The 23,456-nt window shown below is 66.5% G+C and carries 19 protein-coding genes; 9 read left to right on the plus strand and 10 right to left on the minus strand.

The annotated features are described in order from the left end of the window. Positions 1–39 precede the first annotated feature (39 nt). The 3 genes from DIR46_RS14715 to DIR46_RS14725 all read left to right on the plus strand — a co-directional run bounded on the left by DIR46_RS14715 (position 40) and on the right by DIR46_RS14725 (position 2,632). Positions 40–1,134: a porin gene (locus DIR46_RS14715; RefSeq protein ID WP_109345899.1), complete on the plus strand. Its 1,095-nt coding sequence runs from the start codon at positions 40–42 to the stop codon at positions 1,132–1,134. A 91-nt stretch (positions 1,135–1,225) separates the two neighbouring features. After that, positions 1,226–2,377, plus strand: a complete 1,152-nt coding sequence (locus DIR46_RS14720; RefSeq protein WP_109345900.1) for a serine hydrolase domain-containing protein — start codon at positions 1,226–1,228, stop codon at positions 2,375–2,377. 6 nt (positions 2,378–2,383) lie between these two features. Next, positions 2,384–2,632, plus strand: a complete 249-nt coding sequence (locus DIR46_RS14725; protein WP_229446262.1) for a response regulator — start codon at positions 2,384–2,386, stop codon at positions 2,630–2,632. Here DIR46_RS14725 and DIR46_RS14730 read toward each other — a convergent pair. From DIR46_RS14730 to DIR46_RS14755, 6 genes are all read right to left on the minus strand, one after another. Further along, complete coding sequence (locus DIR46_RS14730; RefSeq protein ID WP_109345901.1) at positions 2,617–3,600, minus strand: Gfo/Idh/MocA family protein; 984 nt, start codon at positions 3,598–3,600, stop codon at positions 2,617–2,619. The genes DIR46_RS14725 and DIR46_RS14730 overlap by 16 nt on opposite strands. Then, a complete protein-coding gene (locus DIR46_RS14735; protein ID WP_229446263.1) occupies positions 3,597–4,082 on the minus strand; it encodes a heme-degrading domain-containing protein in 486 nt (161 codons plus the stop codon). Before DIR46_RS14735 ends, DIR46_RS14730 begins: the two co-directional genes overlap by 4 nt. A gap of 89 nt (positions 4,083–4,171) precedes the next feature. Next, positions 4,172–5,512 carry an MFS transporter gene (locus tag DIR46_RS14740; RefSeq protein WP_109345903.1) on the minus strand — a complete coding sequence of 447 codons (1,341 nt, stop codon included), beginning with the start codon at positions 5,510–5,512 and terminating at the stop codon, positions 4,172–4,174. Further along, a complete protein-coding gene (locus DIR46_RS14745) occupies positions 5,505–6,539 on the minus strand; it encodes a glucokinase (protein WP_109345904.1) in 1,035 nt (344 codons plus the stop codon). Before DIR46_RS14745 ends, DIR46_RS14740 begins: the two co-directional genes overlap by 8 nt. A 31-nt stretch (positions 6,540–6,570) precedes the next feature. Next, the gene (locus tag DIR46_RS14750; RefSeq protein WP_109345905.1) at positions 6,571–7,929 is read right to left on the minus strand and encodes a GH1 family beta-glucosidase; all 1,359 of its coding nucleotides are present in this window, start codon (positions 7,927–7,929) and stop codon (positions 6,571–6,573) included. A gap of 86 nt (positions 7,930–8,015) precedes the next feature. Beyond that, positions 8,016–10,439 carry a TonB-dependent receptor gene (locus tag DIR46_RS14755; protein ID WP_109345906.1) on the minus strand — a complete coding sequence of 808 codons (2,424 nt, stop codon included), beginning with the start codon at positions 10,437–10,439 and terminating at the stop codon, positions 8,016–8,018. A gap of 287 nt (positions 10,440–10,726) precedes the next feature. Here DIR46_RS14755 and DIR46_RS14760 point away from each other — a divergent pair, with 287 nt between their 5' ends. From DIR46_RS14760 to DIR46_RS14775, 4 genes are all read left to right on the plus strand, one after another. Next, positions 10,727–11,737 (plus strand): LacI family DNA-binding transcriptional regulator, encoded by a 1,011-nt coding sequence (locus tag DIR46_RS14760; RefSeq protein WP_229410097.1) that lies wholly within the window; start codon positions 10,727–10,729, stop codon positions 11,735–11,737. Positions 11,738–11,957: 220 nt separating this feature from the next. Next, positions 11,958–12,383 (plus strand): organic hydroperoxide resistance protein, encoded by a 426-nt coding sequence (locus tag DIR46_RS14765; protein WP_109345908.1) that lies wholly within the window; start codon positions 11,958–11,960, stop codon positions 12,381–12,383. Between the two features lie 208 nt (positions 12,384–12,591). Next, entirely contained in the window at positions 12,592–13,617 is a 1,026-nt protein-coding gene (locus DIR46_RS14770; RefSeq protein WP_109345909.1) for an alpha/beta hydrolase, read from the plus strand. A gap of 583 nt (positions 13,618–14,200) precedes the next feature. Then, positions 14,201–15,361 carry an MFS transporter gene (locus DIR46_RS14775; RefSeq protein ID WP_109345910.1) on the plus strand — a complete coding sequence of 387 codons (1,161 nt, stop codon included), beginning with the start codon at positions 14,201–14,203 and terminating at the stop codon, positions 15,359–15,361. 102 nt (positions 15,362–15,463) lie between these two features. Here the strand turns inward: DIR46_RS14775 and DIR46_RS14780 are convergent, their stop codons facing one another. After that, positions 15,464–16,294 (minus strand): AraC family transcriptional regulator, encoded by an 831-nt coding sequence (locus DIR46_RS14780; protein WP_109345911.1) that lies wholly within the window; start codon positions 16,292–16,294, stop codon positions 15,464–15,466. A gap of 122 nt (positions 16,295–16,416) precedes the next feature. Here DIR46_RS14780 and DIR46_RS27640 point away from each other — a divergent pair, with 122 nt between their 5' ends. Further along, a complete protein-coding gene (locus DIR46_RS27640; RefSeq protein ID WP_109345912.1) occupies positions 16,417–18,069 on the plus strand; it encodes a methyl-accepting chemotaxis protein in 1,653 nt (550 codons plus the stop codon). A 67-nt stretch (positions 18,070–18,136) separates the two neighbouring features. Here the strand turns inward: DIR46_RS27640 and DIR46_RS14790 are convergent, their stop codons facing one another. From DIR46_RS14790 to DIR46_RS14800, 3 genes are all read right to left on the minus strand, one after another. Further along, positions 18,137–19,189, minus strand: coding sequence for a glycosyltransferase family 9 protein (locus DIR46_RS14790; RefSeq protein ID WP_109345913.1), 1,053 nt, complete (start codon positions 19,187–19,189; stop codon positions 18,137–18,139). A gap of 111 nt (positions 19,190–19,300) precedes the next feature. Beyond that, positions 19,301–20,719: a N,N-dimethylformamidase beta subunit family domain-containing protein gene (locus tag DIR46_RS14795; protein ID WP_109345914.1), complete on the minus strand. Its 1,419-nt coding sequence runs from the start codon at positions 20,717–20,719 to the stop codon at positions 19,301–19,303. Then, entirely contained in the window at positions 20,716–22,374 is a 1,659-nt protein-coding gene (locus tag DIR46_RS14800; protein ID WP_109345915.1) for a carbamoyltransferase C-terminal domain-containing protein, read from the minus strand. Before DIR46_RS14800 ends, DIR46_RS14795 begins: the two co-directional genes overlap by 4 nt. 255 nt (positions 22,375–22,629) lie before the next feature. On the opposite strand from DIR46_RS14800, the gene nudC reads away from it, so the two are divergent. Next, positions 22,630–23,451: an NAD(+) diphosphatase gene (nudC, locus tag DIR46_RS14805; RefSeq protein ID WP_109345916.1), complete on the plus strand. Its 822-nt coding sequence runs from the start codon at positions 22,630–22,632 to the stop codon at positions 23,449–23,451. The last annotated feature ends 5 nt before the right edge of the window (positions 23,452–23,456 follow it).

A 23,456-nucleotide genomic window follows, 5' to 3' on the forward strand; every position in this document is an offset into this window, starting at 1 on the left:
TGGGCCCGTGGCCGAGAATTCTGGCAAGGAGAGTCTTCGATGAGTAAATACATGCGCCGCAGTGCCCTGGCGTTCGCGGCATGCGCCGCCGCCGCCCAGACCCAGGCCCAGACCCAGGTCCAGCTTTATGGCCGCCTGAACGTGTCGGCCGAATACGTGAAGGCGTCCGCCACCGCCGACGGTCCGCGCCTGAGCCAGCAGCGGGTCTCGAACAACCGCTCGGTACTGGGCTTTCGCGGCAGCGAAGACCTGGGCGGCGGGGTCAGCGCCATCTTCCAGGTCGAGGGCACGCTGTCGCTCGATACCGGCGCGGGTGAGCTCGCGCGCCGCGATACCCGGGTCGGCCTCGATGGCGGCTTCGGCACGCTGTTCGCCGGTCACTGGGTGACCGCCTACAACGGCGCGACGTCGAGCCTCGACCCTTTCTATCCGACTACCGCCGGTTATATGAGCATCATCGGCAACGGCGCCGGGGCGGCGGTCGACAACGTGAACAATCTGTCTTCCTTCGACCGGCGCCAGGCCAACTCCATCCATTACTGGACCCGGACATGGAAGGGTATCGGCCTGCGAATGACGCACGGCCTGGCAGAGGAACGCCCGGCCAGCGGCGCCAAGCCATCCCTGACCTCGCTCGCGGCGGTCTACGATCAGGGGCCGTGGTATGCGACGCTGGCCCATGAGCGGCACCACGAATACCAGGGACCGGGCTTGCGCGACAGCGGCACCAAGCTGGCCGTGGCGCGGCGCTTCGGTGACACCCGGGTGGCGCTGCTGGCCGAGCGCCTCGAATACGAGACGGCCGCCGGCGGCCTGGATCGCAATGCCTGGTATGTCTCGGTCACCCATCAACTCGGCGCGCACGGCCTGCGCCTCGGGCTGGCGCATGCTGGTGATGGAAAGGGCGCCGGCGGCAACCGGGTCGGCTTCATCCGTGGCGGCGCACGCACCGGCGCCACCCACGTCACGCTCGGCTACGAATACCTGCTATCGAAGCGCACCGCGCTGCATGCCTACGTCACCCATCTCGACAACGAGGAGAACGGCGGTTACGACTTCGCGATCAACAGCCTGGGCGCGGCGCCCGGCGCCACCCTGAAGGGCGCCACGCTCGGGCTGCGCCACAGCTTCTGATCCACCCGGCATAGCGATTGTCCGGCGCCGGGCTCGGCGCTACACTTGGTTATCCCGTCGTCCGCACGGGAACTCAACCAGGGAGAAGCCGATGAGAGCACTGTGGGTGGCGGTCTTGTCGCTGTTGGTTGTCAGCTGTTCGAGCGCATCGCGCGGCCCGGCCCCCGGATTGCCGGACCGCGACGTCGAGGCCCTGATGGCGCGCGAAAAAGTGGTCGGACTGGCGCTGGCGCTGATCGACGAGGGGCAGGTGGTCAAGGTCGCGACCTACGGCAAGCGCAATCTGGAGTGCGACCTGCCGCTGGAGCCTGACACGGTGATGTACGGCGCCTCGCTGACCAAGACCGCCTTCGCCTACATGCTGCTGCAGCTGGCCAGCGAAGGCCGGCTCGACCTGGATGCACCGCTCACGCGGCTGCTGCCCCGGGCCTTGCCCGACTACCGGCTTGGCGAACGCAGGGATTTCAGCGACCTGGCCGGCGACGAACGCTGGCGCCGGCTCACGCCACGCATCCTGCTCACGCACGCGGGCGGCTTCGCCAACTTCCGCTGGCTCGAGCCGGACGAAAAGCTGCGCTTTCACTTCGACCCCGGCGCGCGCTATGCCTACTCGGCCGAAGGCATGTACATCCTGCAGCTGATCGTCGAGCAGGGGCTGGGCCTCGATGCCGGCCGCGAGATGCAGCTGCGCGTGTTCGACCGCCTGGGCATGCCCAATACCAGCATGCGCTGGCGGCCGGACTTCGCCGCCAACATGGCCGACGGCTACACCCTGAAGGGCAAGATGGAGCCGCACGACCAGCGCAGCGCCGTCACCGCCGCCGGCTCGATGGACACCACGATCGCCGACCAGGCGCGCATGTGGGCGGCGCTCGTGCGCGGCGACGGATTGAGCCCGTCGCTGCGCGCCGAGATGGTGCGTCCGCAACTGCCGATCCTGAGCGCCGGCCAGTTCCCGACCCTGGTGTCGCGGCCCGGCGCGCAGGTAGCGGGGCTGGCGGCCGGCCTGGGCGTGGTCATCTTCCAGGATCGCAGCGGCGCCGGATGGTTCAAGGGCGGGCACAACGACAGCACCGGAAACATGGCGATCTGCCTGGAGGCGCGCCGGCGCTGCCTGGTGATGCTGTCCAACGACGTGCGTGCCGAGCGCATCTTCCCCGAGATCGCACGCCTGGCGCTGGGCGAGAACGACATGCCGTGGCGCTGGGAATACGGCTGGTACGGAAACGCGCCGCAGCCCTGACGGCGCGTGCTGGCGGAATCCCGGGACGCGCGCATCCTCGACATCGGCCTGCCCGACATGGACGGCCGCGAACTGGCGCGCCACATCCGCGCCGTGCCGGGAGAGCGCACGCCGCTCCTGATCGCGCTGTCCGGCTACGGCAGCAATGCCGACCGCCGGGCCGCGCTGGGTGCCGGCTTCGACCGTTACCTGGTCAAGCCGGCCAATATCCAGCAGCTCGACGCGCTGCGCGCCGGGGCTCAGTCGCTCGGATAGCGCAGGCCGATCTGCCTGCGGATCGTGTCGAGCAGCCCCATGATCGCCAGCGTATCGTCGTGGGTCATGTCGGGATGCTCGAGCAGGCCGTCGCGCAGGCACTGTCCTGCGGCGATCGCCTCATGGGTGTAGCCGTTGCCGAGCCAGGGCGTGGAAATCGTGCGCGAAGGGCCGTCCAGCAGGTCGACCGTGACGCTCTCGGTCATGTGGAACATCCGGTGCATGCGCACGCTGCCGCGCGTGCCGGACACCACCAGCTCGCTCGGCGCGCGCGCCCGCAGCGAACAGCTGCAGATCGACAGGGTGCCGCCCGCGTGGCGCATGGTGAAGGCCGTGGTGAGGTCGACGCCGGTCTCGCCCATGATGGCCTGGGCCTGCACCGTCTCGACCCGCCCCAGGAGGGCGCAGGCGATCGACAGCGGGTAGATGCCCAAGTCGAGCAGCGCGCCGCCGCCCAGCGCCGGATCGTTGACGCGGTGCGCTGGATCGGGCGTGGCCGAGAAGCCGAAGTCGGCGTGCAGCTGGGTCACCGTGCCGATCTCGCCCGAGGCGATGATGCGCCGTACCTCGGCCAGCGCCGGCATGAAGCGGGTCCACATCGCCTCCATCAGGAACAGGTTCTTCGCGCGCGCCAGCGCCACGATCTCGCCCGCCTCGCGGCGGTTCATCGCGAATGGCTTCTCGCACAAGACAGCCTTGCCGGCGCGCAGGGCGAGCAGGGCGTTGGCGGCGTGCATCGGGTGCGGGGTGGCGATATAGACGATGTCGACGTCGGGACAATCGACCAGCGCCTCATAGGAGCCGAACGCCCGTGGAACGTCGAACTGAGCGGCACAGGCCTGGGCGCCTTCGTCGCTGCGCGAGGCGACCGCGGCCAGCACGGCGTCGGGCGTGGCGCGCAGGCCGGCCGCGAAGTCGCGCGCGATGCGCCCGGTGCCGAGGATGCCCCAGCGGATGATGCGGGTCATGGCAGTTCTCCTGTCTGCAGATGGTCTTTCAGCGCGGCCACCACCAGCGCGTGGTCGTCGGCGCCGGGCAGGCCCGACACGGTAGCCGTGCCGACCATGCCCTTGCCGCGCACGACGATCGGGTAGGCGCCGCCGTGGGCCGCGTAGTCGCGCATGTCGAGGCCGGGCAACTTGTCGTGATCGCCGCCGGCCTGGCGCACCTCGTGGTGGGTGTAGAAGGAGCTGTGGCCGGTGCGCTTGACCAGGTTGTTCTTGCGCCGGATCCAGTCTGCATGGTCCGGCGAGGCGCCCGGCATCGCATGCGCGAACAGGACCGTGTCGCCCTGCCTGATCTCGAGCGTCACCGGCCGGCTGGCGCGCTGCGCCCGCGCAACCAGCGCAGCGCCGAGGGCGGCGGCGGTGTCCCTGTCGAAACGGTCGAACTGGAGCTGCCGTTCTTCCTGCAGCAGGGCGTCGAGCGAGATGGTGGCGATGTCTTGCATGGTGGGTGGAAGTGAAGGTTGCTGCGCAGCGACCGCGGCCATGGACAGCAGCAGGCAGCACGCGAGTTGAGCGTGGCGGGCATGACGCATCATGCCGGCACCGTCTTGCCCGCGGCGTCGGCATCCGGTTCCGCCTTCGGCTGGCTGCCGTCGTCGTGGTAGAACGGCGCGAACCAGGTGGCCAGGAAGGAGGGAATGGTGGCGACCATCACCAGCACGAAGTAGCCGACGTAGCCCATCATCTCCTGCAGGTGGCCGCTGATCACGCCTGTGACCATGCCGCACAGGCCCATCAGGCCGGTGCCGAAGGCATAGTGGGTGGTGGTGTACTTGCCCGGCGCGAGCTGCTGCATCAGGTAGATCATGAAGCCGACGGCCCCGAAGCCGAAGAAGAATTTTTCGATCGCGACGCCGAGCGTGATCAGGACCAGGCTCGATGGCATGGTGAGCGCCAGCACCAGGAAGGCCACGTTCGGAATGTTGATCGCGCAGCACAGCACGAACAGCGTCGCCTTCAGGCCGCGTTTGGCCACGTACAGGCCGCCGAGCAGCGAGCCGACCAGCACCGCGGCCAGGCCGTAGGTGCCGTAGATCAGGCCCAGCATCTCGTTCGACAGGCCCAGGCCGCCCTTCGAGGCGGGATCGACCATGAAGAAGGGACCGATCTTTTCCAGCAGGCCCACGCTGAAGCGGAACAGGAAGGCGAAGGCGATCATGCGCCACACGCCGCGCTTCTGGAACAGGGTGACGAAGGCGTCGAGCAGGATGCGGCCGGCGTCCTTCACCGAGGACGGCGTGTCGGCCGCGCGCGCGCCTTGCGGCATGGTGCGCCAGTGCCACAGCGCCATCAACAGGGTCAGGCCGCCGACCAGCAGGAAGATGATGCGCCAGGCATCGATCCAGTCCGGCCCGAACACGGCGGGATCGTGGCCAAAGACGTGCGTGTGCAGGTAGCCGCTCAGGTAGACCATGCCGCCGGCGGCCACGATCGGGCCGATGTTCCAGGACAGGCTCTGGATGCCGCAGTACAGCGATTGCGCGCGGGCGTCGAGCGAGGTGACGTAGACGCCGTCGCTGGCGATGTCCTGCGTCGCGCCGATGAAGGACAGGGCGAAGAAAATCGCCATCAGGAAGGTCATGTAGCCGGGCAGTTCCATCAGCAGCGCGACCCCGGCAAAGCCGGCGCCGATCGCCACCTGCGCGCACAGCACGAAGAATTTCTTGGTGCGGTACATCTCCACGAAGGGCGCGAACAGCGGCTTGACGGTGTACGCCAGGATCAGCAGGCTCGAATACTGGGCGGCGCGGCCGTTGTCCATGCCCAGGTTCTTGAACATGATGGCGGTGACGCTGGTGAGCATCACGTAGCCGAGCGCCATCGTGAAGTAGCCGGTCGGCACCCACAGCAGCGGCGAGGCGATCTTACGCATGCGCAGCCTCCATGCTCATGTGCGGCGCTGTCGCATGGGTCCAGGCCAGGTGATCGGACAACATCGCCGACGCGCCCTGCAGGGCCGGCGTCGGCGCCGTGATCAGCCAGGTGGGGATGCGCGCGGTGAACTCGCTGAAGCGGCCCTTGCGCTCGAAGCGCGGACGAAACGGCGAGGCGACGAAATAGGCGCCCAGGCGCGGCACGACGCCGCCGCCGATATAGATGCCGCCGCGCGCGCCGAGGGTCACGGCCAGGTTGGCCGCCACCGTGCCCAGCATGCCGCAGAAGCAGTCGATCGCTTCCAGCGACAGCGCGTCGCCGCCGGACAGGCCGCGCGTCACGATGTCGGACGGCGACAGGTCCTTGTCCGGCGCCATGCCGCGGCTCATGGCCAGCGCCTCGCGGATCAGCACCAGGCCGGGGCCGGAGACGAAGCGCTCGGCCGAGACGTGATCGTAGCGTTGCCAGGCATGGCGCAGCACGGTCACCTCGCGCTCGTCGAGCGGGGAAAAGGCGACGTGGCCGCCTTCGCTACTCAGGGGAATCCAGCGCTCGCCGCTCGGGACCAGGCCCGAGACACCGAGGCCGGTGCCGGCGCCGACCAGGCCGATGGCGCTGCCTGCCAGCGCTGATCCGCCGCCGACCTGGGCCAGGTCGCCCGGCCGCAGGGCCGGCAGCGACATGGCCAGCGCCGTGAAATCGTTCACTACCAGCAGCGTCTCCAGGCCCAGTGCACGGCGCGCCGCCTCGATCGAGAACGCCCAGTGGTGGTTCGTCATGCGGATGGCGTCGCCGTCCACCGGATTGGCGATCGCGATCACCGCGTGGCGCACGCGGGCGCCGTGCAGCCGTTGCGTGCCGGCCAGGTAGAAGCGCACCGCGTCTTCGAAACGGGCGTGGTCGGCGCAGGCCAGCGACCGCACGGCCTGGATCGCGCCCGGCGCCGGCTCGAGCGCGAAGCGCGCGTTGGTGCCGCCGATGTCGGCCAGCAGGCGCGGGCCGTCGGGGTAGGTAATCGTCTGCATGTCTCCTCCTTGTCGCTTTTTTTTGTGGCGATCAAGTCTTGATGCGATTGGCCCGGTCGCGGGCCGCAATGAATTCGCGATACCACAGCGCGCTGTCCTTGAGGGTGCGCTGCTGGGTCGCATAATCCACGTGCACGATGCCGAAGCGCTTGGCGTAGCCCGAATTCCACTCGAAGTTGTCGAGCAGGCTCCAGAGGAAGTAGCCGCGCACGTCGACGCCGGCATCCATCGCCTCCTTGAGCGCGGCCAGGTGGCTGCGCACGTAGGCGATGCGTGCCGGATCGTGGACACGGCCATTCTCGACCAGGTCGGGATTGGCCATGCCGTTCTCGGTAATGTACACCGGCGGCAGGTCGGGGTACTCGGCTTTCAGTTTGATCAGCAGTTCGGGCAGGCCTTCCGGGAAGATCTCCCAACCCATGTCGGTCACGCCGTGGCGAGCCGGCGGCGGCACCGGCGGCGTGGCGGCGCTGCACCAGCTGCGGAAATAATAGTTCGAGCCGAGGAAGTCGATCTTCTGCCTGATGATGTCGAAATCGCCGTCGCGGACCTGCGGCGCGTTGGCGCCATGGCCACGCAGCGCGAGTTCCGGATAACGGCCCTTGAAAATCGGGTCCATGAACCACTGCACCGAGCGCGCATACTCGAATTCGGCCATGGCGCGGTCGGCCTCGGAACCGGTGGCGGCATCGGCGGTCCACTGGTTCAGCACGATGCCGAGTTGCGCCTTGCCGCCCACCTCGCGCATGGCGCGCATCGCCAGGCCGTGCGACAGCAGCAGGTGGTGCGAGACCTGGATCGACTGCTTCAGGTCGACCACGCCCGGCGCGAACTGGGCGTTGCCGTAGCCGAGATTGGCCGTGCACCAGGGCTCGTTATGGGTGGCGATCGCCTCGATGCGGTTGCCGAAGCGGCGCGCCACTTCATGCGCGTAGTCGGCGAAGCGGTGCGCCGTGTCGCGATTCATCCAGCCGCCGTCGTCCTGCAAGCCTTGCGGCAGGTCCCAGTGGTAGAGCGTGGCGTGGGGGCGGATGTTTTTTTCCGCCAGCGCGTCGAGCAGGCGGTCGTAGAAGCCGAAACCGGCCTCGTTCCAGGCGCCACGACCAGTAGGCTGGACCCGGGCCCAGGCCAGCGAGAAGCGGTAGGCGTCCACGCCCAGCGAAGCCATGATGTCGACGTCTTCGCGGTAGCGGTGGTAGTGGTCGCAGGCGACGGTGCCGTCGCTGCCATCCTTGATGTTCGCCTTGTCCTTGCAGAAGGTGTCCCAGATCGACGGGCCCTTGCCGTCGACGTCGTGGGCGCCTTCGATCTGGAAGGAACTGGTGGCCACGCCCCAGGTGAAATCGGGTGGGAAGTCGTTGTTGAAGTCGAAGTCGGGACTTTTGGTCATGGAACTCTCTGATCGAAGCAAAGCGCGGGGCAAGGCGCTTGAAAACAAAAAAGCAGGCCCGGGGAACGGGCCTGCCGTGCTGCGGCTTAGAAATCGAAGCCGGTGTTGATGCCGACGGTGCGCGGCGGCTTGTACTGCGCCAGCCAAGGGCCGAAGCCGTTGAAGGCGCTGGTCTTGATCTTCTTGTCGCTCACGTTGCGCACGAAAGCGTCGACCCACCATTTGTCCTGCTGGTAGCGCAGGCCGACGTCGGCGCTGCCATAGGCCTTCTGGCGGTCTTCCGGACCGAGGTCGAACACGCTCAGGCGCACCTCGTCTTCGTAGCGCGCCGTGATGCGCGGTATCAGGCTGCCGCCATTGGCCAGGCGGAAGGTGTGCTGGTACTGGACCGTGGCCGAGAACTTCGGCGCGTGCGGCAGCTTGTGCCCGGTGACGTCGAGGCAGGTCTCGATGCGCGGATCGATCGTGCACGGCGGCAGCGCATAGTCGTTCGAGCCGGCGATCAGGCGACCGAGCTTGGTGTCGAGGACGGCCAGTGCGATCGACAGGCGACCATCTTTGGCGATGCGGGCGGCGATCTCGGTCTCCAGGCCGTACACCTCGGCGCCGTCGGCGTTCTCGATGGCCAGGCCGCGGCTGCCGTCCGGGAAGCTGACCGGCGAATTGAACTGGAAGTCCTTGAAGTCCATGTAGAACAGCGCGTTGTTGATGCGCAGGGCGCCGTCCAGGAAGGTGCTCTTCGAGCCGATCTCGTAGTTGGTCAGCGTCTCGGGCTGGTAGGGCAGGCCGCGGTCCTGCACGCCGCCCGACTTGTAGCCGGTCGACACGCTGGCATAGACCATATTGTTGCGGTCGATGTCGTAGTTCAGGCGCACCAGGCCGGTGGCCTTGTTGTCGCTGTAGCGGCCGTCGTTCGGCACGCCTTCGACGTAGCCATTGACCGGATCGCGTGGGTCGATGTGCGGGTTGAGCGGCAGTTGCGGCGCGCTGGCGTCATAGCCCCAGGTGTAGCCGCGCCCACCGGTGTGGACGCGCTTGTCGTGGGTGTAGCGCACGCCGCCGGTCAGGTGCCAGGCATTGGTGATGTTCCAGGTGGCCTGGCCGAACACGGCCGAGGTGTCCACGGTCTGCTTCGGCTGGATGAAGGAACCCTGCCAGTTCACGGCGCCGTCCGGCGTGCCTTTCATGCCGGCGATGTCGAAGCGGACGTCGTTCTTCTCGTTGCCATAATAGGCGCCGACCTGCCAGTCGAGCGTGCGGGTGCCGGTCGACTGCAGCAGCAGCTCGTGGCTGTGGCTCTTGTAGTTGGAGTCGACCGTGGTGTGTTCCTGGAAGATGCCGCCGGTGGTGATCGAGGTCGGGACCACGGTGCCGCCATCCTGGTCGAAGCGCATGTCGCCGCTGTACTTGGACCAGCCGGCCACGTACTGCAGCGCCATGTCGGGGCTGATGTCCCAGCTCAGGCGGCTGCGCACATTGTGGCTGTCGCGGTTGATCCAGGGCGCGCTGTCGGACAGGGTCGACCAGTGCTTCTCGCCCGGACGCGGGGTCTGCATCAGGTTGGCGCTCGGGGTGCCGCGGTCGATGAATTTTTCGTAGGCGATGTCCCAGCGCACGTTGGGCGCCAGTTGCCACAGCAGCGACAGGCGCGCCGCGCTCTGGTCCTGGGCGCTGTACTTGTCGCCGCCCGAGACGAACAGGTTAGGGTTGATCGGACGGAAACCGGCCGGATCGGCGCCCGAGGCCAGGTAGGCGGCGCGCTGCGACTCGACCGACGGGTTCTTGAAGCGCTGGTAGTCGACGTAGCCGTCGTGGCGCTCGTGCACCACGGCGAAGCGCAGTGCGGCATTGTCGGAGACCGGGATGTTGACCGCGCCGCGCACGCCCAGGCGGTTGTAGTCGCCGATGCCGCCTTCGAGGTAGCCGGAGCGGCTGTTCAGTTCCGGCTTGACGGTCTGGATGTTGACCGCGCCGACAGTGGAGTTGCGGCCCCACAGCGTGCCTTGCGGGCCGCGCAGAACCTCGATGCCCTCGACGTCGAACATCAGTGCGGTGGCGCCTTCGGCGCGCGGCGAATAGACGTTATCGACGAAGGACGCGACTTCCGGGTCGGCGTATTCGGTCTTGGCGCTGTCGTTGCCGATGCCGCGCAGGGTCATGGTGGTGACGCCGTGGTCGCCCTGGGCCGTGGCCTGGAAGCCCGGCACCAGCGCCACCACGTCGAGCATGGTCTGCACGTGGTTGTCCTGCAGGGTGGCGGCGCTGAGCGCGGTGACCGCGATCGGGGTGCGCTGCAGCGAGGTCGAACGCTTGGTGGCGGTGACCTTCACCTCGGCGATCTGGCCGTTGTCGACGACGGCGGGCGGCGTGGCGGCGGCGGCGGATGCCGGGTCGGACGCGCTCTGGGCCTGGGCGCTGCCAATGCCGGCGAGCAGGGTCAGGATGGCGAGGCGGATGGGAGTGGACGACGAGGCGCGCACTGCGGCCCCCGCGGGCGTAGTCTTGGTCATTGCTTGTCTCCGAGTATTGTTTTATAGGGTAAATCGAAGCGCTGAGAGCGCTAACACATGGATTGACGAGAAATCGATTTCATCAATCTTGAAAACGGTTTCATAGTAATTTCGTCCGTAAAAAAATGTCAATTAGAATTTGTGAACACCGTTGTCGAGTTTGTTGCATCTCAACGACGGCCGCTTTATGAAAGATTTTCATGAGGCCGTTCTTTCTATCCTTTCCGGGTGAGTATCGGTGATATACTTCAAGCAACTATCTGCCTTGAATGGGTCCGGAACGCTTCATGAAAAACGTCGAGAGCAGCACCAGCACCCTGTACCAGGTCGCCAGCGCTGCCGGCGTTTCTCCCGCCACGGTGTCGCGCTTCCTGAACGGCACCGCCAAGGTGTCCGAGGACAAGCGCCGTACCATCGAGCGCGTCATCGATGAACTGAACTACAAGCCGAACCGCCTGGCGCAAAGCCTCAAGATCGGCAGCACCCGCACCATCGGCGTGCTGACCCAGTCGCTCGAGAGCGGCTACTTCAACCGCGCCATGGTCGGCATCGAGGATGCGGTCAAGGCGGCCGGCTATGCGCTCCTGATCATGAGCGGGCACTGGCATGCCGACGAAGAAGCCGAGCGGGTCGAGCTGTTGATTGGACGCCGGGTCGATGGCGTGGCCATCCTCACCGGGAATATGAGCGACCAGCAGATCCTCGATTTCTCGAAGCGGGTGCCGATCGTCGCCTTCGGGCGCGATGTCCAGGGCGCGCGCACCCACGGCTTTTGCCTCGACAACTACCGCGGCGCCTGCGAGGCGGTGGAATACCTGATCGCGCAAGGCCACCGCCGCATCGCCCACATCGCCGGCCCTGACGACCACCGCGATGCGCGGGCGCGCCTGGCGGGCTACCACGACACCCTGGCCAAGCACCGGATCGAGGCCGATCCGCGGCTGGTGGTGGCGGGCGACTTCAGCGAATCCGGCGGCTTGCTGGCGCTGAACGGGCTGCTGGCCGCCAACCTGCGCTTCACCGCGATCTTCGCAGCCAACGACTTGACCGCGTATGGCGCGCGCTTGGCCCTGTACCGGCGCAATATCCGGGTGCCGGAAGACATCTCGCTGGTCGGCTTCGACGACCTGGAAAGCTCGATGTATACGACGCCTCCATTGACCACGGTGCGCCAACCGCTGTACGACGCCGGGATCGGCATCGGACGCCGCATGCTGGCGATGCTGGCGCACGAACAGCCGGAAGGCGAGGTGCCGCAGCTGAGCCTGATCGTGAGGGAATCGGTCAGGTTGCTGTGAGCCTCATGCCGGCGCGCAGTTACATGCGGTAACAACTCGGCGTAAAAAATCGCTTGCAATTAAATCGCGAGCTATGTAATATGCTTTCCATGGCAGCGCCGAACGGACAAGCAAACGGGTCGGCGGGCCAAGGCAGCAAACCATTTATATAGCGCGCTATTAAATAGCGATTTAATGAAAATGGCGGCAAGCGCCGCCGACCAAGACAAGGAGTTTTATCATGGCAATCGAACAAGTCCTCTACCGTGCAAGCGCCAAAGCCTCGGGTGGCCGTGAAGGCCGCGCCGTTTCCTCGGACGGCGTGCTGGACGTGAAACTGACCACCCCGAAAGAACTGGGCGGCGCTGGCCTGGAAGGCACGAACCCGGAACAGCTGTTCGCGGCCGGTTACTCGGCCTGCTTCCTGGGCGCCATGAAATTCGTCGCGGCCCGCGACAAGCTGAAAATCTCCCCTGACGTGTCGGTGGAAGGCAGCGTCGGCATCGGCGCGATCCCGACCGGCTTCGGCATCGAAGTCGTCCTCAAGATCAGCCTGCCGGGCGTGCCGGCCGATGAAGCGCAAACCCTGGTCGACCGCGCCCACATCGTCTGCCCGTACTCGAACGCGACCCGCGGCAATATCGACGTGACCCTGCAATTGGTGTGATGCACCGCTCCCCCGGGGAAACCGGGGGACGGAACCACGTTAATAAGCAAGTAGCCAGAATGAATAGGTAGTGTGCGATTTAATCGTGAATATAATCGCTAATCCATCGCCACCACCGAATGATCCGTTTATGCAATCAAGGCCTGCGGCGCGCTGCTAATGTGGCAGACGGCCCCGCCCGATCCAACCCAACAAGAAAGGAAGCACCATGAACACCCTGAGCAAAGCCCTCGTCGCCGCATCCCTGGCCCTGACCTATGGCGCCGCTGCGGCCGCCGACATCGAGCCCACCGTGGAACGCCGTACCGCCGAATTCCTGAAGGCGCTCAACTCCGGCGGCGGCAAGCCGATCGAACAGCTGTCGCCGGCCGACGCCCGCAAGGTGCTGGAAGGCGCGCAAAAAAGCGTCAAGGTCAATCTGCCGGCGGCCGACGTCTCGGACAAGGTGATCACCGTCGACGGCAAGCAGATCAAGCTGAAGATCGTGCGTCCGGCTGGCGTCAAGGGCGTGCTTCCCGCCTTCATGTTCATCCATGGCGGCGGCTGGGTGCTGGGCGACTATCCGACCCACGAACGCCTGGTGCGCGACGTGGTCGAGAGCTCGGGTGCGGTGGCGGTCTTCGTCGACTATACCCGCTCGCCGGAAGCCGGATACGGTGTGGCGATCAACGAGATCTATGCCGCGACCAAGTGGGTGGCGGAACATGGCAAGGAATTGAATATCGACGGCAGCCGCCTGGCGGTGGCGGGCAATAGCGTCGGCGGCAATATGGCGGCTGCGCTGACCCTGATGGCCAAGGACAAGGGTGGCCCGAAACTCCGCTACCAAGTGCTGATGTGGCCGGTGACCGATGCCAACTTCGAGACCGGCTCGTACAAGCAGTTTGCAGACGGACACTTCCTGAGCCGCAATATGATGAAGTGGTTCTGGGACAGCTATACGAAGGATGCCGCCAAGCGCAAGGAAATCTATGCCTCGCCGCTGCAAGCGACGCTGCCACAACTGAAGGGCTTGCCGCCGGCGCTGATCCAGACCGCCGAAAACGATGTGCTGCGTGACGAAGGCGAAGCCTACGGCCGCAAGCTGGACCAGGCCGGTGTCGACGTGACCGTCACCCGCTATAACGGCATGATCCACGACTTCGGCCTGCTCAATCCGCTGGCCACCGTGCCGGGCGTGCGTTCGCAAGTGCTGCAAGCAGGCACCGAACTGAAGAAACACCTGGCCAAGTAACGCTTGCTGACCCCTGCCTGGGCCGCCTTAGGGCGGCCTTTTTTTATCGCCGCGCTCGCCGGGCCATGCATTCGGTGTCGCCGCCATTCAATGGATTTAACAATTGGGCGGCAGTTTTTAAGCTAACTCAACCGTAAATGGCGCATGGAAAATGGCGAAACGTCGCGCGACGGGGAGTGCAGTATTCCACCACTGATGAGTTGCTGAAATCTCAACAAAATCGGTTCGTTTTTACACGGAATTGCTGCGCCGCGTCAATCGGAGGATTCGGTGAGCATCGATGCATGGGGTAAAAAGTTCAGTAATAACTGCTTACAACTTCCGCTATTTACTCACTTCTACACGCCAGTTTAGTGCCGGTTTATCAAGATCCCATGCCTTCCTATCAAGTAAGTTGTCTTCTTTGCGTCAGCGCAATACAACGTCTGAAAATATTTTTCCGCGCGGAAAACGAAAGCAAGTAAAGGTCGTTAGAATTGCCGTCCATCAGCTTCCTGACGTAAATATTTCACACGCGTCCGGGCTGTAATCAGCACTCTGGCAATTCATTCAGACCTCAAATAATTTAACATTTCGCGCTTTCATGCAAACCACTGTTTCAGTTCCACGTCGTTCTTCTTCCGTACTCGCACAAGCCCAGCTGTTCTCGCTGCCGGTCGTGTTCGCCCTGTTCGGTCTGATCATGGGCTCGTGGGCCGGCCGCATCCCGGCCCTGGCCGCCGGCGTCAACGTCTCGCACGCCGCCCTGTCGATGGTGCTGCTGTGCGGCGGCCTCGGCGCCGTGATCTCGTACCCGATCTCATCCTTTCTGATGGGCCGCTTCGGCGCGCGCAAGACCATCATGATCGCGGGCCTCGCCCTGCTGTGCGTGCTGGTCTCGATCGGCATGGCGCCGGACGTGTCGCGCCTGATGATGGCGGTCCTGATGCTGGGCATCACGGCCAGCACCTTCGACGTCGCCATGAACTCGGCCGCCGCCCGCCGCGAAAAGCAGAGTGGCAAGTCGGAAATGTCGCGCCTGCATGGCCTGTGCTGTGCCGGTGGTCTGGTGGGCGCTACCCTCGGCAGCCTGATGGCCAGCATGAAGATCGCGCCGGCCACCCACTTCCTGATGCTGGCCGGCCCGCTGGCCGTGGTGCTGTGGCTCGCCGTCAACCTGCTCGAGGCGGATGAAGTCGGTGAGAAGGTCGAAAAGAAGAAGTTCGCGCTGCCGCGTGGTCCGCTCGTCCTGCTGGGTCTGCTGGGCTTCTTCGGCTCGATGGCCGAAGGCAGTATCGCCGACTGGAGCGGCGTGTTCCTGAAAGAGCACTTCGGCGCGTCGGACGGCCTGGCGCCGCTGGCACTGTCCGCGTTCTCGATGATGATGCTGATGTCGCGCATGGTCGGCGACAGGATGAAGGAACGTTACGGCGCCAAGCGCCTGGTGACCTCGGGCGCGCTGGTCGCCGCATCGGGCCTGTTCTTCGCGGTGCTGGCGCCGAACGCCTATATTGCCCTGGGCGGCTTCGCGATCGCCGGCGTCGGCCTGGCCCTGGTGTTCCCGTTCGTGTTCAGCGCCGCCGGCGCGCAGGGCCCGGCTGCCCTGGCGGCAGTGGCCAGCATGGCCTACAGCGGTAGCCTGATGGGTCCGCCTGCAATCGGCGCCGTCGCCCACTTCGTCGGCATGCAGGCAGCCATCGCCTACGTCGGCGGCCTGTCCCTGGTGATCGCCGTGGTGGCGTGCCGCACCCGCCTGCTGAAGTAAGCCACGCAGTCAGCCATTGGGTGCGATCCCGATGGCTGCCGATCAGTGAAAACGCAGACGCATCCGCAAGGACCGTCTGCGTTGTCGTTCGTGGCATCGGGATCAGCTGGCAGCCTGCTTGAGCCACTCGCGCGGCGATGCCCCCATCATCGTCGTGAAGGCGCGCGTGAAGGTGGATGGGCTGGTGTAACCCGTGCGGCTGCTGACCTGCTTGACCGGCATGCCTTCGCGCAGAAGGCGCGTGCCGACGCCGATGCGCCAGCGCGTCAGGTATTCGCCGGGCGGGACACCCATCACGTCGCGAAAGCGTTCGGTAAATGCGGCGCGCGACATGCAGGCGACCTGGGCCAGCGACTGCAGGCTCCATGGCTCTTGCGGCCGCTCGTGGATAGCGGCCAGCGCCAGGGACAACTGGCGGTCCGACAGCCCGGCCAGCAAGCCTACCGACAACCTGCCACTATTGAATTCGCGGCGGATAACCTGGATGAGAAGCACATCGCACAGGCGGTCCACGATCATTTCTGAACCGGAGTCATCCTTGCCGGCTTCATCGAACAGAAGCTCCAGGGTGTTGCGCAGCCCGTCGATTTCTTCGAGGGGAATGACGAGACACGATGGCAGCACGCGCGCCAATGGATTGTTCAACCCATCCTGAAACGTGATGTGCGCGCACAGCAGGTTGGCGGAATGGCCGGGATGCACCTGCAGCGTGTGATTGTCGCCACGCGGGTAAAACAGCAGGCTCGGCTCCGTGATGCAAACGATGCCACCGTCGTCATGCACGAAGTCTACCGGCCCGGAACGCACCAGATGCAGTTGGCCCGACATCCCGTTTCCGGTGAAGCGATTGCCGTCGCAAAACGTTCCATTGAAAAAAATACGGGCATTGAAGGACTGACGACCGACCAGCGATGACAACTTATCCATAAACATTCAATTTCGACTGAGTGACAGCTATTCTGGACGAAAAGGTGGGTTTCTGTGTGGAAATTGGTGAGAATTCAAGCGAGAATACAACGCTTGTCGGCAATCGCCTTCCTCCTTCCTCTCCCAACATGAACAATCTACGTATCAAGCACGTGATCACTGCCGTGGTTAGCGTGCTCATCCTGCTGACCATTACCGTTGGCGCGATCGGCTTTTATTCGACCCAACGCGCGGTGGATCTGCTTGAAAATCTCGCTCTGCGCTCAGCCAATCAGCAAACTGCTGTTGCAAGTATCGAACTGCGTATGGAAATGAATCGCAGTCATATCCTACAGGCGTTGCAACATAACCCGGAAAACCGGTTTGCAGCGCTCCATAACCACCCACTATCGGTTCATAGTCAGTTCGTATCGAACAACAGCGAGGAATTACGCAAGGAAATCGCCAATCTGCGCGCAAGCATCGTCCGTGCCGAGACGCGGCAAGAGATCGAGCGATGGGCGGACGTCAGCAATAATTTTGGTATGGCGCTGGTCGGTGAGGCCATGCGCGCCATCGAGGATGGCCGGTGGGACCTGGCCAACGAAATGCTCGGGAAGAAAATCAACCCGGTCTACGCCGAATCCATGAAGACCTACAGAAGCCTCGATGCCTTCATGAGCGAACGCAACAAGCAGCAGAGCGAGCAGCTGCACGCGGAACTGTGGACGCTGAACCTGATTATTATCGGCGCCATCCTGCTTGCCGTTCTGCTGGCATGCGGCGCCACCATCTATCTGGTGCGCGCGATCGGCGTTCCGCTGTCGAAGGCTGTCGACGTGGCGCGCCGGGTGGCTGCAGGCGACTTGAGCTTGCGGATCGATGTCGATTCGAGCAACGAGTTCGGTCAACTGCTGACGGCGCTGCGCGACATGACGGCGAGCCTGGCCAGCATCGTCGGCGACGTGCGCAACGGCAGCGACACCATTGCCACCGCTTCCACGCAGATTGCTGCGGGCAATCTGGACCTGTCCGCGCGGACCGAGCAGCAGGCCAGCGCGATCGAAGAAACCGCCGCTTCCGTCGAGGAACTGACCAGCACCGTGCGCCAGAATGCGGAAAACGCGCGCCAGGCCAATGGATTGGCGGCCTCGGCATCCGACGTCGCCATCCGCGGCGGCGCCGTGGTCACCGAAGTGATCGGTACGATGGGTGAAATCAACGCGTCGGCGCGCAGGATCGTCGACATCATCGCGGTGATCGACGGCATTGCGTTCCAGACCAATATTCTGGCCCTGAATGCCGCGGTCGAGGCGGCCCGGGCCGGCGACCAGGGCCGCGGCTTCGCGGTCGTGGCGACCGAAGTGCGCAGCCTGGCCCAGCGCTCGGCCAGCGCCGCCAAGGAAATCAAGGAATTGATCACCGATTCGGTTGGCAAGGTCGACAGCGGCAGCCGCCTGGTCGACCAGGCGGGCGCGAGGATGGAAGAGATCGTGCAGAGTGTGCGCCGTGTGGCCGACATCATGGGCGAGATTACTTCCGCCAGCGCCGAGCAGAGCGCTGGGATCGAACAGATCCACCAGGCCATCAGCCAGATGGACCAGGGAACCCAGCAGAATGCCGCGCTGGTCGAGGAGGCCGCCGGCGCCGCCCAGTCGCTGCAGGACAGTGCTGCGGGACTTGCAGCGCGCGTCAGCGTCTTCAAGCTGGCTGCAGGCCCGCAATCCCCACCGCCGGTCGCACCGGCCGGCATGGCGAGCGCATCCAGAGCGCTTGCACACCGGTCGCTGGCCCAGGCCTGACACTGCTGGCGGCGGCGCGGAAAACGGCCGCAATGGCTGCAGCACAGGCCGCTCCAGGCGACTGCGCTCACCAGTATGGCCACATCCCCGCCGCCCGTTGCCTGCTGGGTTCGGCGCCGGTGAGCAGGGTGCGCGCATGCTGCAGCACGACGGTGGCGCGCTCGGCGCCGGGATCCCAGATGCAGCGGTGACGCAGGCGGTCGAGCGGCGCCCAGCGCGCGATGTCGGCCTTGCTGAAGATGACCACGCTGTTCAGCCCCAGCCCGGCCGCGATGTGCGACACCCCGGTGTCGTTGCAGATCAGCAGGCGCGCGCGGCTCATCAGGGCGGCCATGGCGCCGATCGAGATCGGGGCGGCGGCGACGATGGCGGGCGCATGCATGCGATCGGCCACCGCCTGGGCGAGCGGCGCCTCGTCCGCCGATCCGGTCAGGACGACGCGCATGCCGAACTCGTCGGCAAGCTGGTCGGCCACCCTGGCGAAGCGTTCCGGCGGCCAGCAGGTGTCGCGCTGGCGCGCTCCCGGATGCACGCAGATATAGCTGCCTGGCTCGAGTCCTGCCACCAGGCCGCTGGCGGCAAGCTCGTCCTCGTCTTCGCGCAGGATCGGGAACTCGAGGTGCGTGCCGGCCACCGGCGCCCCCAGCTGGCCGACCAGGTGCAGCAGGCGTTCCGGCTCGGCGCCCGTCTCGGGGTAGGGGACGAGGACGGTCTTTTCGGTGCTCAAAGGCTTGCCGCGGCTGTGGCCCGCCATCGCGGTCGCTCCGAAGCCGGAAACGATGTGGTTCGCGATGTCGCCGCTGCCGTGCAGCTGCACGGCCAGGCTGAATTCGCGCGCGCACACCGTCGCATAGAACGGGTGCAGGTCGTCCTGGTGGACGGTTTGCTCGGGCAGCAGGGGATGGCCCGGAAACGGCAGGAATTCATCCAGATAGGCGGTAAACCGGTGGACGAACTGCGCTGCCCAGGGCAGCCCGACCAGGGAAATATGGGCCTTGGGCAAGGCGGTGCGCAGGGCGCGCAGCGCCGGAATCGCACACAGCATGTCGCCAAGATGCAGCGCGCGGAATACCACGACGGACTGGACCGGAAGACGATGCAGCAAAGGTCGCCGGAGCATGGTTTTCTCCTCTCACTCTCGTTTTTCATCGCCGCGAATTCTTGTCGTTCGCCGATGTTCCATCTTGTTGCCTTACCTATGCGGGCCCATGCCTGCGCCAGCGGACTTGCCTCATGCCAGCAAGCGGTCGAGCACATTGCGCGTGATGCGTTCGACGCGGCGGTCGCGCGGCCCGTCGATGACTTGCGCCCAGTCGGTGGTGCCGGCCGAGAACACGGTGCCGCCGCGCTGGTAGATGCCCAGGGTGGCGGCGTGGATGCCCTCGCGGGCGGCGTGCCGCTCGCGCGGCGGAAGATCTTGCCAGTGGCGGTCGAGGTGGCAGGCCGCCAGCACCTGGTAGCCGTGCGGCGTGCCGGCGCGGTCGCACCAGGTGGACAGGGTGGCCTTGCCGCTGTCGTGGTCGAAGGCGGCCAGCGGGGCGCCGTCGCAGGCATGGCCGGCAAGGGGCGGCCAGGTGTCGTGCCCGAAGCGCTCGCCCTGCGCCAGGCCGGTGCCGGCGAATACCCAGTGGCTGGCATCCTGCACCCGGAAGCCGCCGGTCTGGCGCGGGCCGTCGCGCCAGCCACCGCCGTGGCGGTAGCTGGCGCCGCTCAGGCTGTCTTCTGGCCGGGCCGCGCCGTCCGGCTGCCACCAGTGGTCATGCGCATCCTGCGGTCCGTCCTGGCGGCAGACGAGGGCCGTGCCGCCGTCGACCAGGTGGATGCGCCACCAGCACAGCTTGGCGCCGAAGAAGGCGACGTTGCCGCCGCCTTCGACGAAGGCTTCGACGGCGTCGCGGCGCGCTTCGGTCCAGTATTCGTCGTGGCCGGCGCCGACCAGCAGCCGGTAGCGGCCGAGCAGAGCGGGATCGGCATGGATGTCGAGGTCGGTGCAATAGTCGACCGCGTAGCCGCTGCGCTCGAGCCAGCGGACGAAGCGGGCGTCCCAGTGGGCGAAGGTCTGGCGCGGCGAGCGGCAGTCGTAGTGGTCGGGGGCGCCCCAGACCGGGCCGCCGATGCCGCCGCCCGGCCTGCGCAGCGAGACGCGGGCCCCGAGCGGCATCCCGGCGCGCTGCGCCGCCGTCGCGTAATAGCCGCCGCCGCTGCGGTTATGGGCATGGTAGGTGGCCAGCGGCAGCTTGTACAACAGGCGCCGCGCGGGGCGGCGGCCGGCGTCCGGGCCGCCTGCAAGGTGCACGTCGGATGGGGGAGGGGGCACGGCATCGGGTTCTGCCCGCACCACGAACAGGGCCGCGCCGGCATCCTGATCGAGCCGCGGCGGGCGTGGGCCGGCGTCTTCGAGCTGGGCCAGGTAGACGCCGGAGCGCAGGGGCGGGCCCAGCGCCAGTGAGTAGTGGGGCCAGTGCCAGTCGTCGGCCGGGCCGGCGTCGACGGCATGCTTGCCGGGCAGCCAGTCGCTGCGCATGACGGGCTCGAAACCGTCGCCCCAGCGGTAGAGTGCGGCGCGAAAGCGCGGCCGGTCGGTCGACACGTGCAGCTGCAGGCGTTCGCCGGGCCAGATGCTGGCATGGCGTGGATAGCCGCGGATCATGCCGGCAGCCCGGGTTCGTGGCGCTTCATGACGAGGTAGGGCGGCATGGCCAGGCCGTGCAGGGGCAGGCGCCGGAAGGTGGCGACGGCCTCTTGCGGCGTCTCGACCAGGGGCTCGTGCCTGTCGCACAAGGAGGCATTGAGCAGCACCGGCACCCCGGTGCGTACTTCGAAGCCGGCCAGCAGGGCGCGCAGCACCGGATCGTCGCTGGGGCCGACCGTTTGCAGGCGTGCGCTGCCGTCGACGTGGGTGACCGCCGCCAGCAGCGGCATCACGCTGCTGCGCACGGGGACCGCGAACTGCATGAAGGGCGATGGCGCCTGCATGTCGAAATACTGGGACGCGCGCTCTTCGGCCACCATGGGGGCGAAGGGCCGGAACCATTCGCGCTCCTGGACGCGGACATTGATCCAGTCGCGCATGCGCTCGCGGCGCGGATCGGCCAGGATGCTGCGATGGCCCAGCCCGCGCGGGCCGAATTCGCTGCGGCCCTGGTACAGGCCGACGACCCGTCCCGAACACAGCAGGTCGAGCATGCGCGCGCACAGGGCGTCGCGCCCGCGCGGATGCTCGACGATCAGGTCGCTCGCGCCATCGAGCGCCGCCTCGATGTCGGCCAGCTGGGGCGCCGGACCGAGATAGTCGTGGGTCCAGCGGAAGTCGACGCTGCGGCTGGCCAGCTCGAGCAGGCCGTAGATGGCGCAGCCGAGGGCGGCGCCGGCCGCGCCCGGCGCCGGCGGCACGAACACGCGCCGGAACGGGCCTTCGCGCAGCAGGCGCGCATTGGCCGCGCCATTGAAGGCGGCGCCGCCGGTGAGGCACAGGTCGTCCAGGCCGGTGCGCCCGTGCAGCCAGCGGGCCAGCGCCAGCAGCGCTTCTTCGAAAGCGCGCTGGCCGGCCGCCGCCAGGTTGGCGCAATCGGTGAAGCTGGCCTTGGGCGAGCCGAAGCGGAAACGCTCGGCTTCTTGCAGCAGCACGGGCCAGGCGTGCGGGATGGCGACCTGCATGTCTTCGACCGCGAGGGGCGGCAGGCCGAGCGCGTGCGGATCGCCGTAGGGCGCCAGGTCGGTCACCTTGCCCTCGTTGTCCTGGCCCGGGAACAGCGCCTGGGTGAGGCTGGCGTAGAACATGCCGAGCCCGGCGGCGTGCTGGTCGCCATCGCCTCTCAGTTGCCGGCCGATGGGGGCGATGCGTTCGCGGTCGACGCGATGGCAGGAGGCGACTTCGCGCCGCCCGTCGACCCCCAGGCTGCCCTGGCCGCCCACGACCATCACCGCCGCCTCGCGGAACGGAGACGGGTGGAAGGCGCCAACCACGTGCGCCAGGTGCTGCGGGATGCGGGCGCGCCGCGCGCCGCGGGCGAAGACGAGCGCGGGGGCGCCGTCGCTGCCGCTCGCTTCGCTGGCCAGCTCGTCGGCCGGCTCGTCGGCAGCCCCGCCGGATGCATGGCATTCGACCAGCACGTCGAGCGGTCGCTCGAGCCCGGACAGGTGGGGCAGGTAGAACGCATCCATGTCGCCCCGTTCTCCAGGGTGGTGCTTGTGGCGCGTGAGGCGCTCTTTCTGGATGGCCCATTGCACATGTGAGCCGTGCATGAGGCAGACGCTCGCATGCCGGTCGCGGTTTATGCCGAGCACAACGGGGGTATCGTCCATCGTCTTCTCCTGGTTAGCGCAGCGGCGGATCAGCGGGTTGAACACCGGGGGCGAAAGCCGGTGTCGCATGCCGGATCGCCAGCAGCGGGCGGCATGCAGTCGTCAACATGCAGTGGTCAGCCATTCTTTGAGCGCGACCGTTCAGGATTAGTTCGCGGCCACGCGGCGAATCCGGCCAGGCGCGCCGGGCCGGCGCCTGTACGTTGCCGGGAAAGGCGGTATCATCATTGGATCCCGGCCACTATCCTTCCGACCATGCTCCAGACACCCGCCTCCTTCACGCCGCTGTTCGCGCCGCATCCCGATCCGGAACCCCTGAACTTCATGTTCCACAAGGGACAGCTCCTGGTGCGCGAAGACGGGCCGGCATTGCCGGACGCGGCGGCGCTGGAGCGCATGGGCGTGGCGCCCGACACGCTGCAGCCGCTGGGCTTGCTGGACGGGCGGTATTGCCAGGCCGGCTGGTTCGACCTGGAACCCGCGCTGCCGCCAGGCCATGCCTGGCGCGGCCTGCGTGCGCTGTTCGGAGTGATCGACGAGGCGCTGGTGGGTGTTGCCGGACGTGCGGCGCAAGTGGCCGAGTGGGCGCGCACCCACCGCTTCTGCGGCGTGTGCGGCAGCGGCACCGTGCTGGCCGGCGGCGAGCGCTGTTTCAAGTGCGGCAATTGCGGTCACATGGCCTATCCGCGCATCTCGCCGGCCATGATGGTCCTGATCCGCAAGGGCGACTCGGTGTTGCTGGCCAAGCACCTGCAGCATGCGACGCAGCGCTTCGTGCCGCTGGCCGGCTTTCTGGAAGCGGGCGAGTCGATCGAGGAAGCTATCCACCGCGAGGTGTTCGAAGAGGTGGGCCTGCGTGTGCACAACCTGCGCTACTTCGCCAGCCAGTCGTGGCCGTTCCCGCATTCGCTGATGCTGGCCTTCACGGCCGAGTACCTCGACGGCGAGATCCGGGTCGACGCCAGCGAGATCGCGGAAGCGCGCTGGTTCGGCCCGGACGACGAATGGCCGGAGCGGGTGCCTCAGATGTCGATCTCGAGCGTCCTGGTGGACGCCCATCGTCCGCCCGGCCGTTAAGTCAG

Origin of the sequence: Massilia oculi, from assembly GCF_003143515.1 — a bacterium.
GTDB lineage: Bacteria > Pseudomonadota > Gammaproteobacteria > Burkholderiales > Burkholderiaceae_D > Telluria > Telluria oculi.

What these genes read in the sequence shown, in the direction of transcription:
- DIR46_RS14740 (WP_109345903.1), bottom strand. Translation starts at nt 5,512, where the DNA reads ATGCGTAAGATCGCCTCGCCGCTGCTGTGGGTGCCGACCGGCTACTTC.
- DIR46_RS14750 (WP_109345905.1), bottom strand. Translation starts at nt 7,929, where the DNA reads ATGACCAAAAGTCCCGACTTCGACTTCAACAACGACTTCCCACCCGAT.
- DIR46_RS14765 (WP_109345908.1), top strand. Translation starts at nt 11,958, where the DNA reads ATGGCAATCGAACAAGTCCTCTACCGTGCAAGCGCCAAAGCCTCGGGT.
- DIR46_RS14730 (WP_109345901.1), bottom strand. Translation starts at nt 3,600, where the DNA reads ATGACCCGCATCATCCGCTGGGGCATCCTCGGCACCGGGCGCATCGCG.
- DIR46_RS14715 (WP_109345899.1), top strand. Translation starts at nt 40, where the DNA reads ATGAGTAAATACATGCGCCGCAGTGCCCTGGCGTTCGCGGCATGCGCC.
- DIR46_RS14795 (WP_109345914.1), bottom strand. Translation starts at nt 20,719, where the DNA reads ATGATCCGCGGCTATCCACGCCATGCCAGCATCTGGCCCGGCGAACGC.
- DIR46_RS14775 (WP_109345910.1), top strand. Translation starts at nt 14,201, where the DNA reads ATGCAAACCACTGTTTCAGTTCCACGTCGTTCTTCTTCCGTACTCGCA.
- DIR46_RS14735 (WP_229446263.1), bottom strand. Translation starts at nt 4,082, where the DNA reads ATGCAAGACATCGCCACCATCTCGCTCGACGCCCTGCTGCAGGAAGAA.
- DIR46_RS14780 (WP_109345911.1), bottom strand. Translation starts at nt 16,294, where the DNA reads ATGTTTATGGATAAGTTGTCATCGCTGGTCGGTCGTCAGTCCTTCAAT.
- DIR46_RS14745 (WP_109345904.1), bottom strand. Translation starts at nt 6,539, where the DNA reads ATGCAGACGATTACCTACCCCGACGGCCCGCGCCTGCTGGCCGACATC.
- DIR46_RS14800 (WP_109345915.1), bottom strand. Translation starts at nt 22,374, where the DNA reads ATGGACGATACCCCCGTTGTGCTCGGCATAAACCGCGACCGGCATGCG.
- DIR46_RS14720 (WP_109345900.1), top strand. Translation starts at nt 1,226, where the DNA reads ATGAGAGCACTGTGGGTGGCGGTCTTGTCGCTGTTGGTTGTCAGCTGT.
- DIR46_RS14790 (WP_109345913.1), bottom strand. Translation starts at nt 19,189, where the DNA reads ATGCTCCGGCGACCTTTGCTGCATCGTCTTCCGGTCCAGTCCGTCGTG.
- nudC (WP_109345916.1), top strand. Translation starts at nt 22,630, where the DNA reads ATGCTCCAGACACCCGCCTCCTTCACGCCGCTGTTCGCGCCGCATCCC.
- DIR46_RS14770 (WP_109345909.1), top strand. Translation starts at nt 12,592, where the DNA reads ATGAACACCCTGAGCAAAGCCCTCGTCGCCGCATCCCTGGCCCTGACC.
- DIR46_RS14760 (WP_229410097.1), top strand. Translation starts at nt 10,727, where the DNA reads ATGAAAAACGTCGAGAGCAGCACCAGCACCCTGTACCAGGTCGCCAGC.
- DIR46_RS27640 (WP_109345912.1), top strand. Translation starts at nt 16,417, where the DNA reads ATGAACAATCTACGTATCAAGCACGTGATCACTGCCGTGGTTAGCGTG.
- DIR46_RS14755 (WP_109345906.1), bottom strand. Translation starts at nt 10,439, where the DNA reads ATGACCAAGACTACGCCCGCGGGGGCCGCAGTGCGCGCCTCGTCGTCC.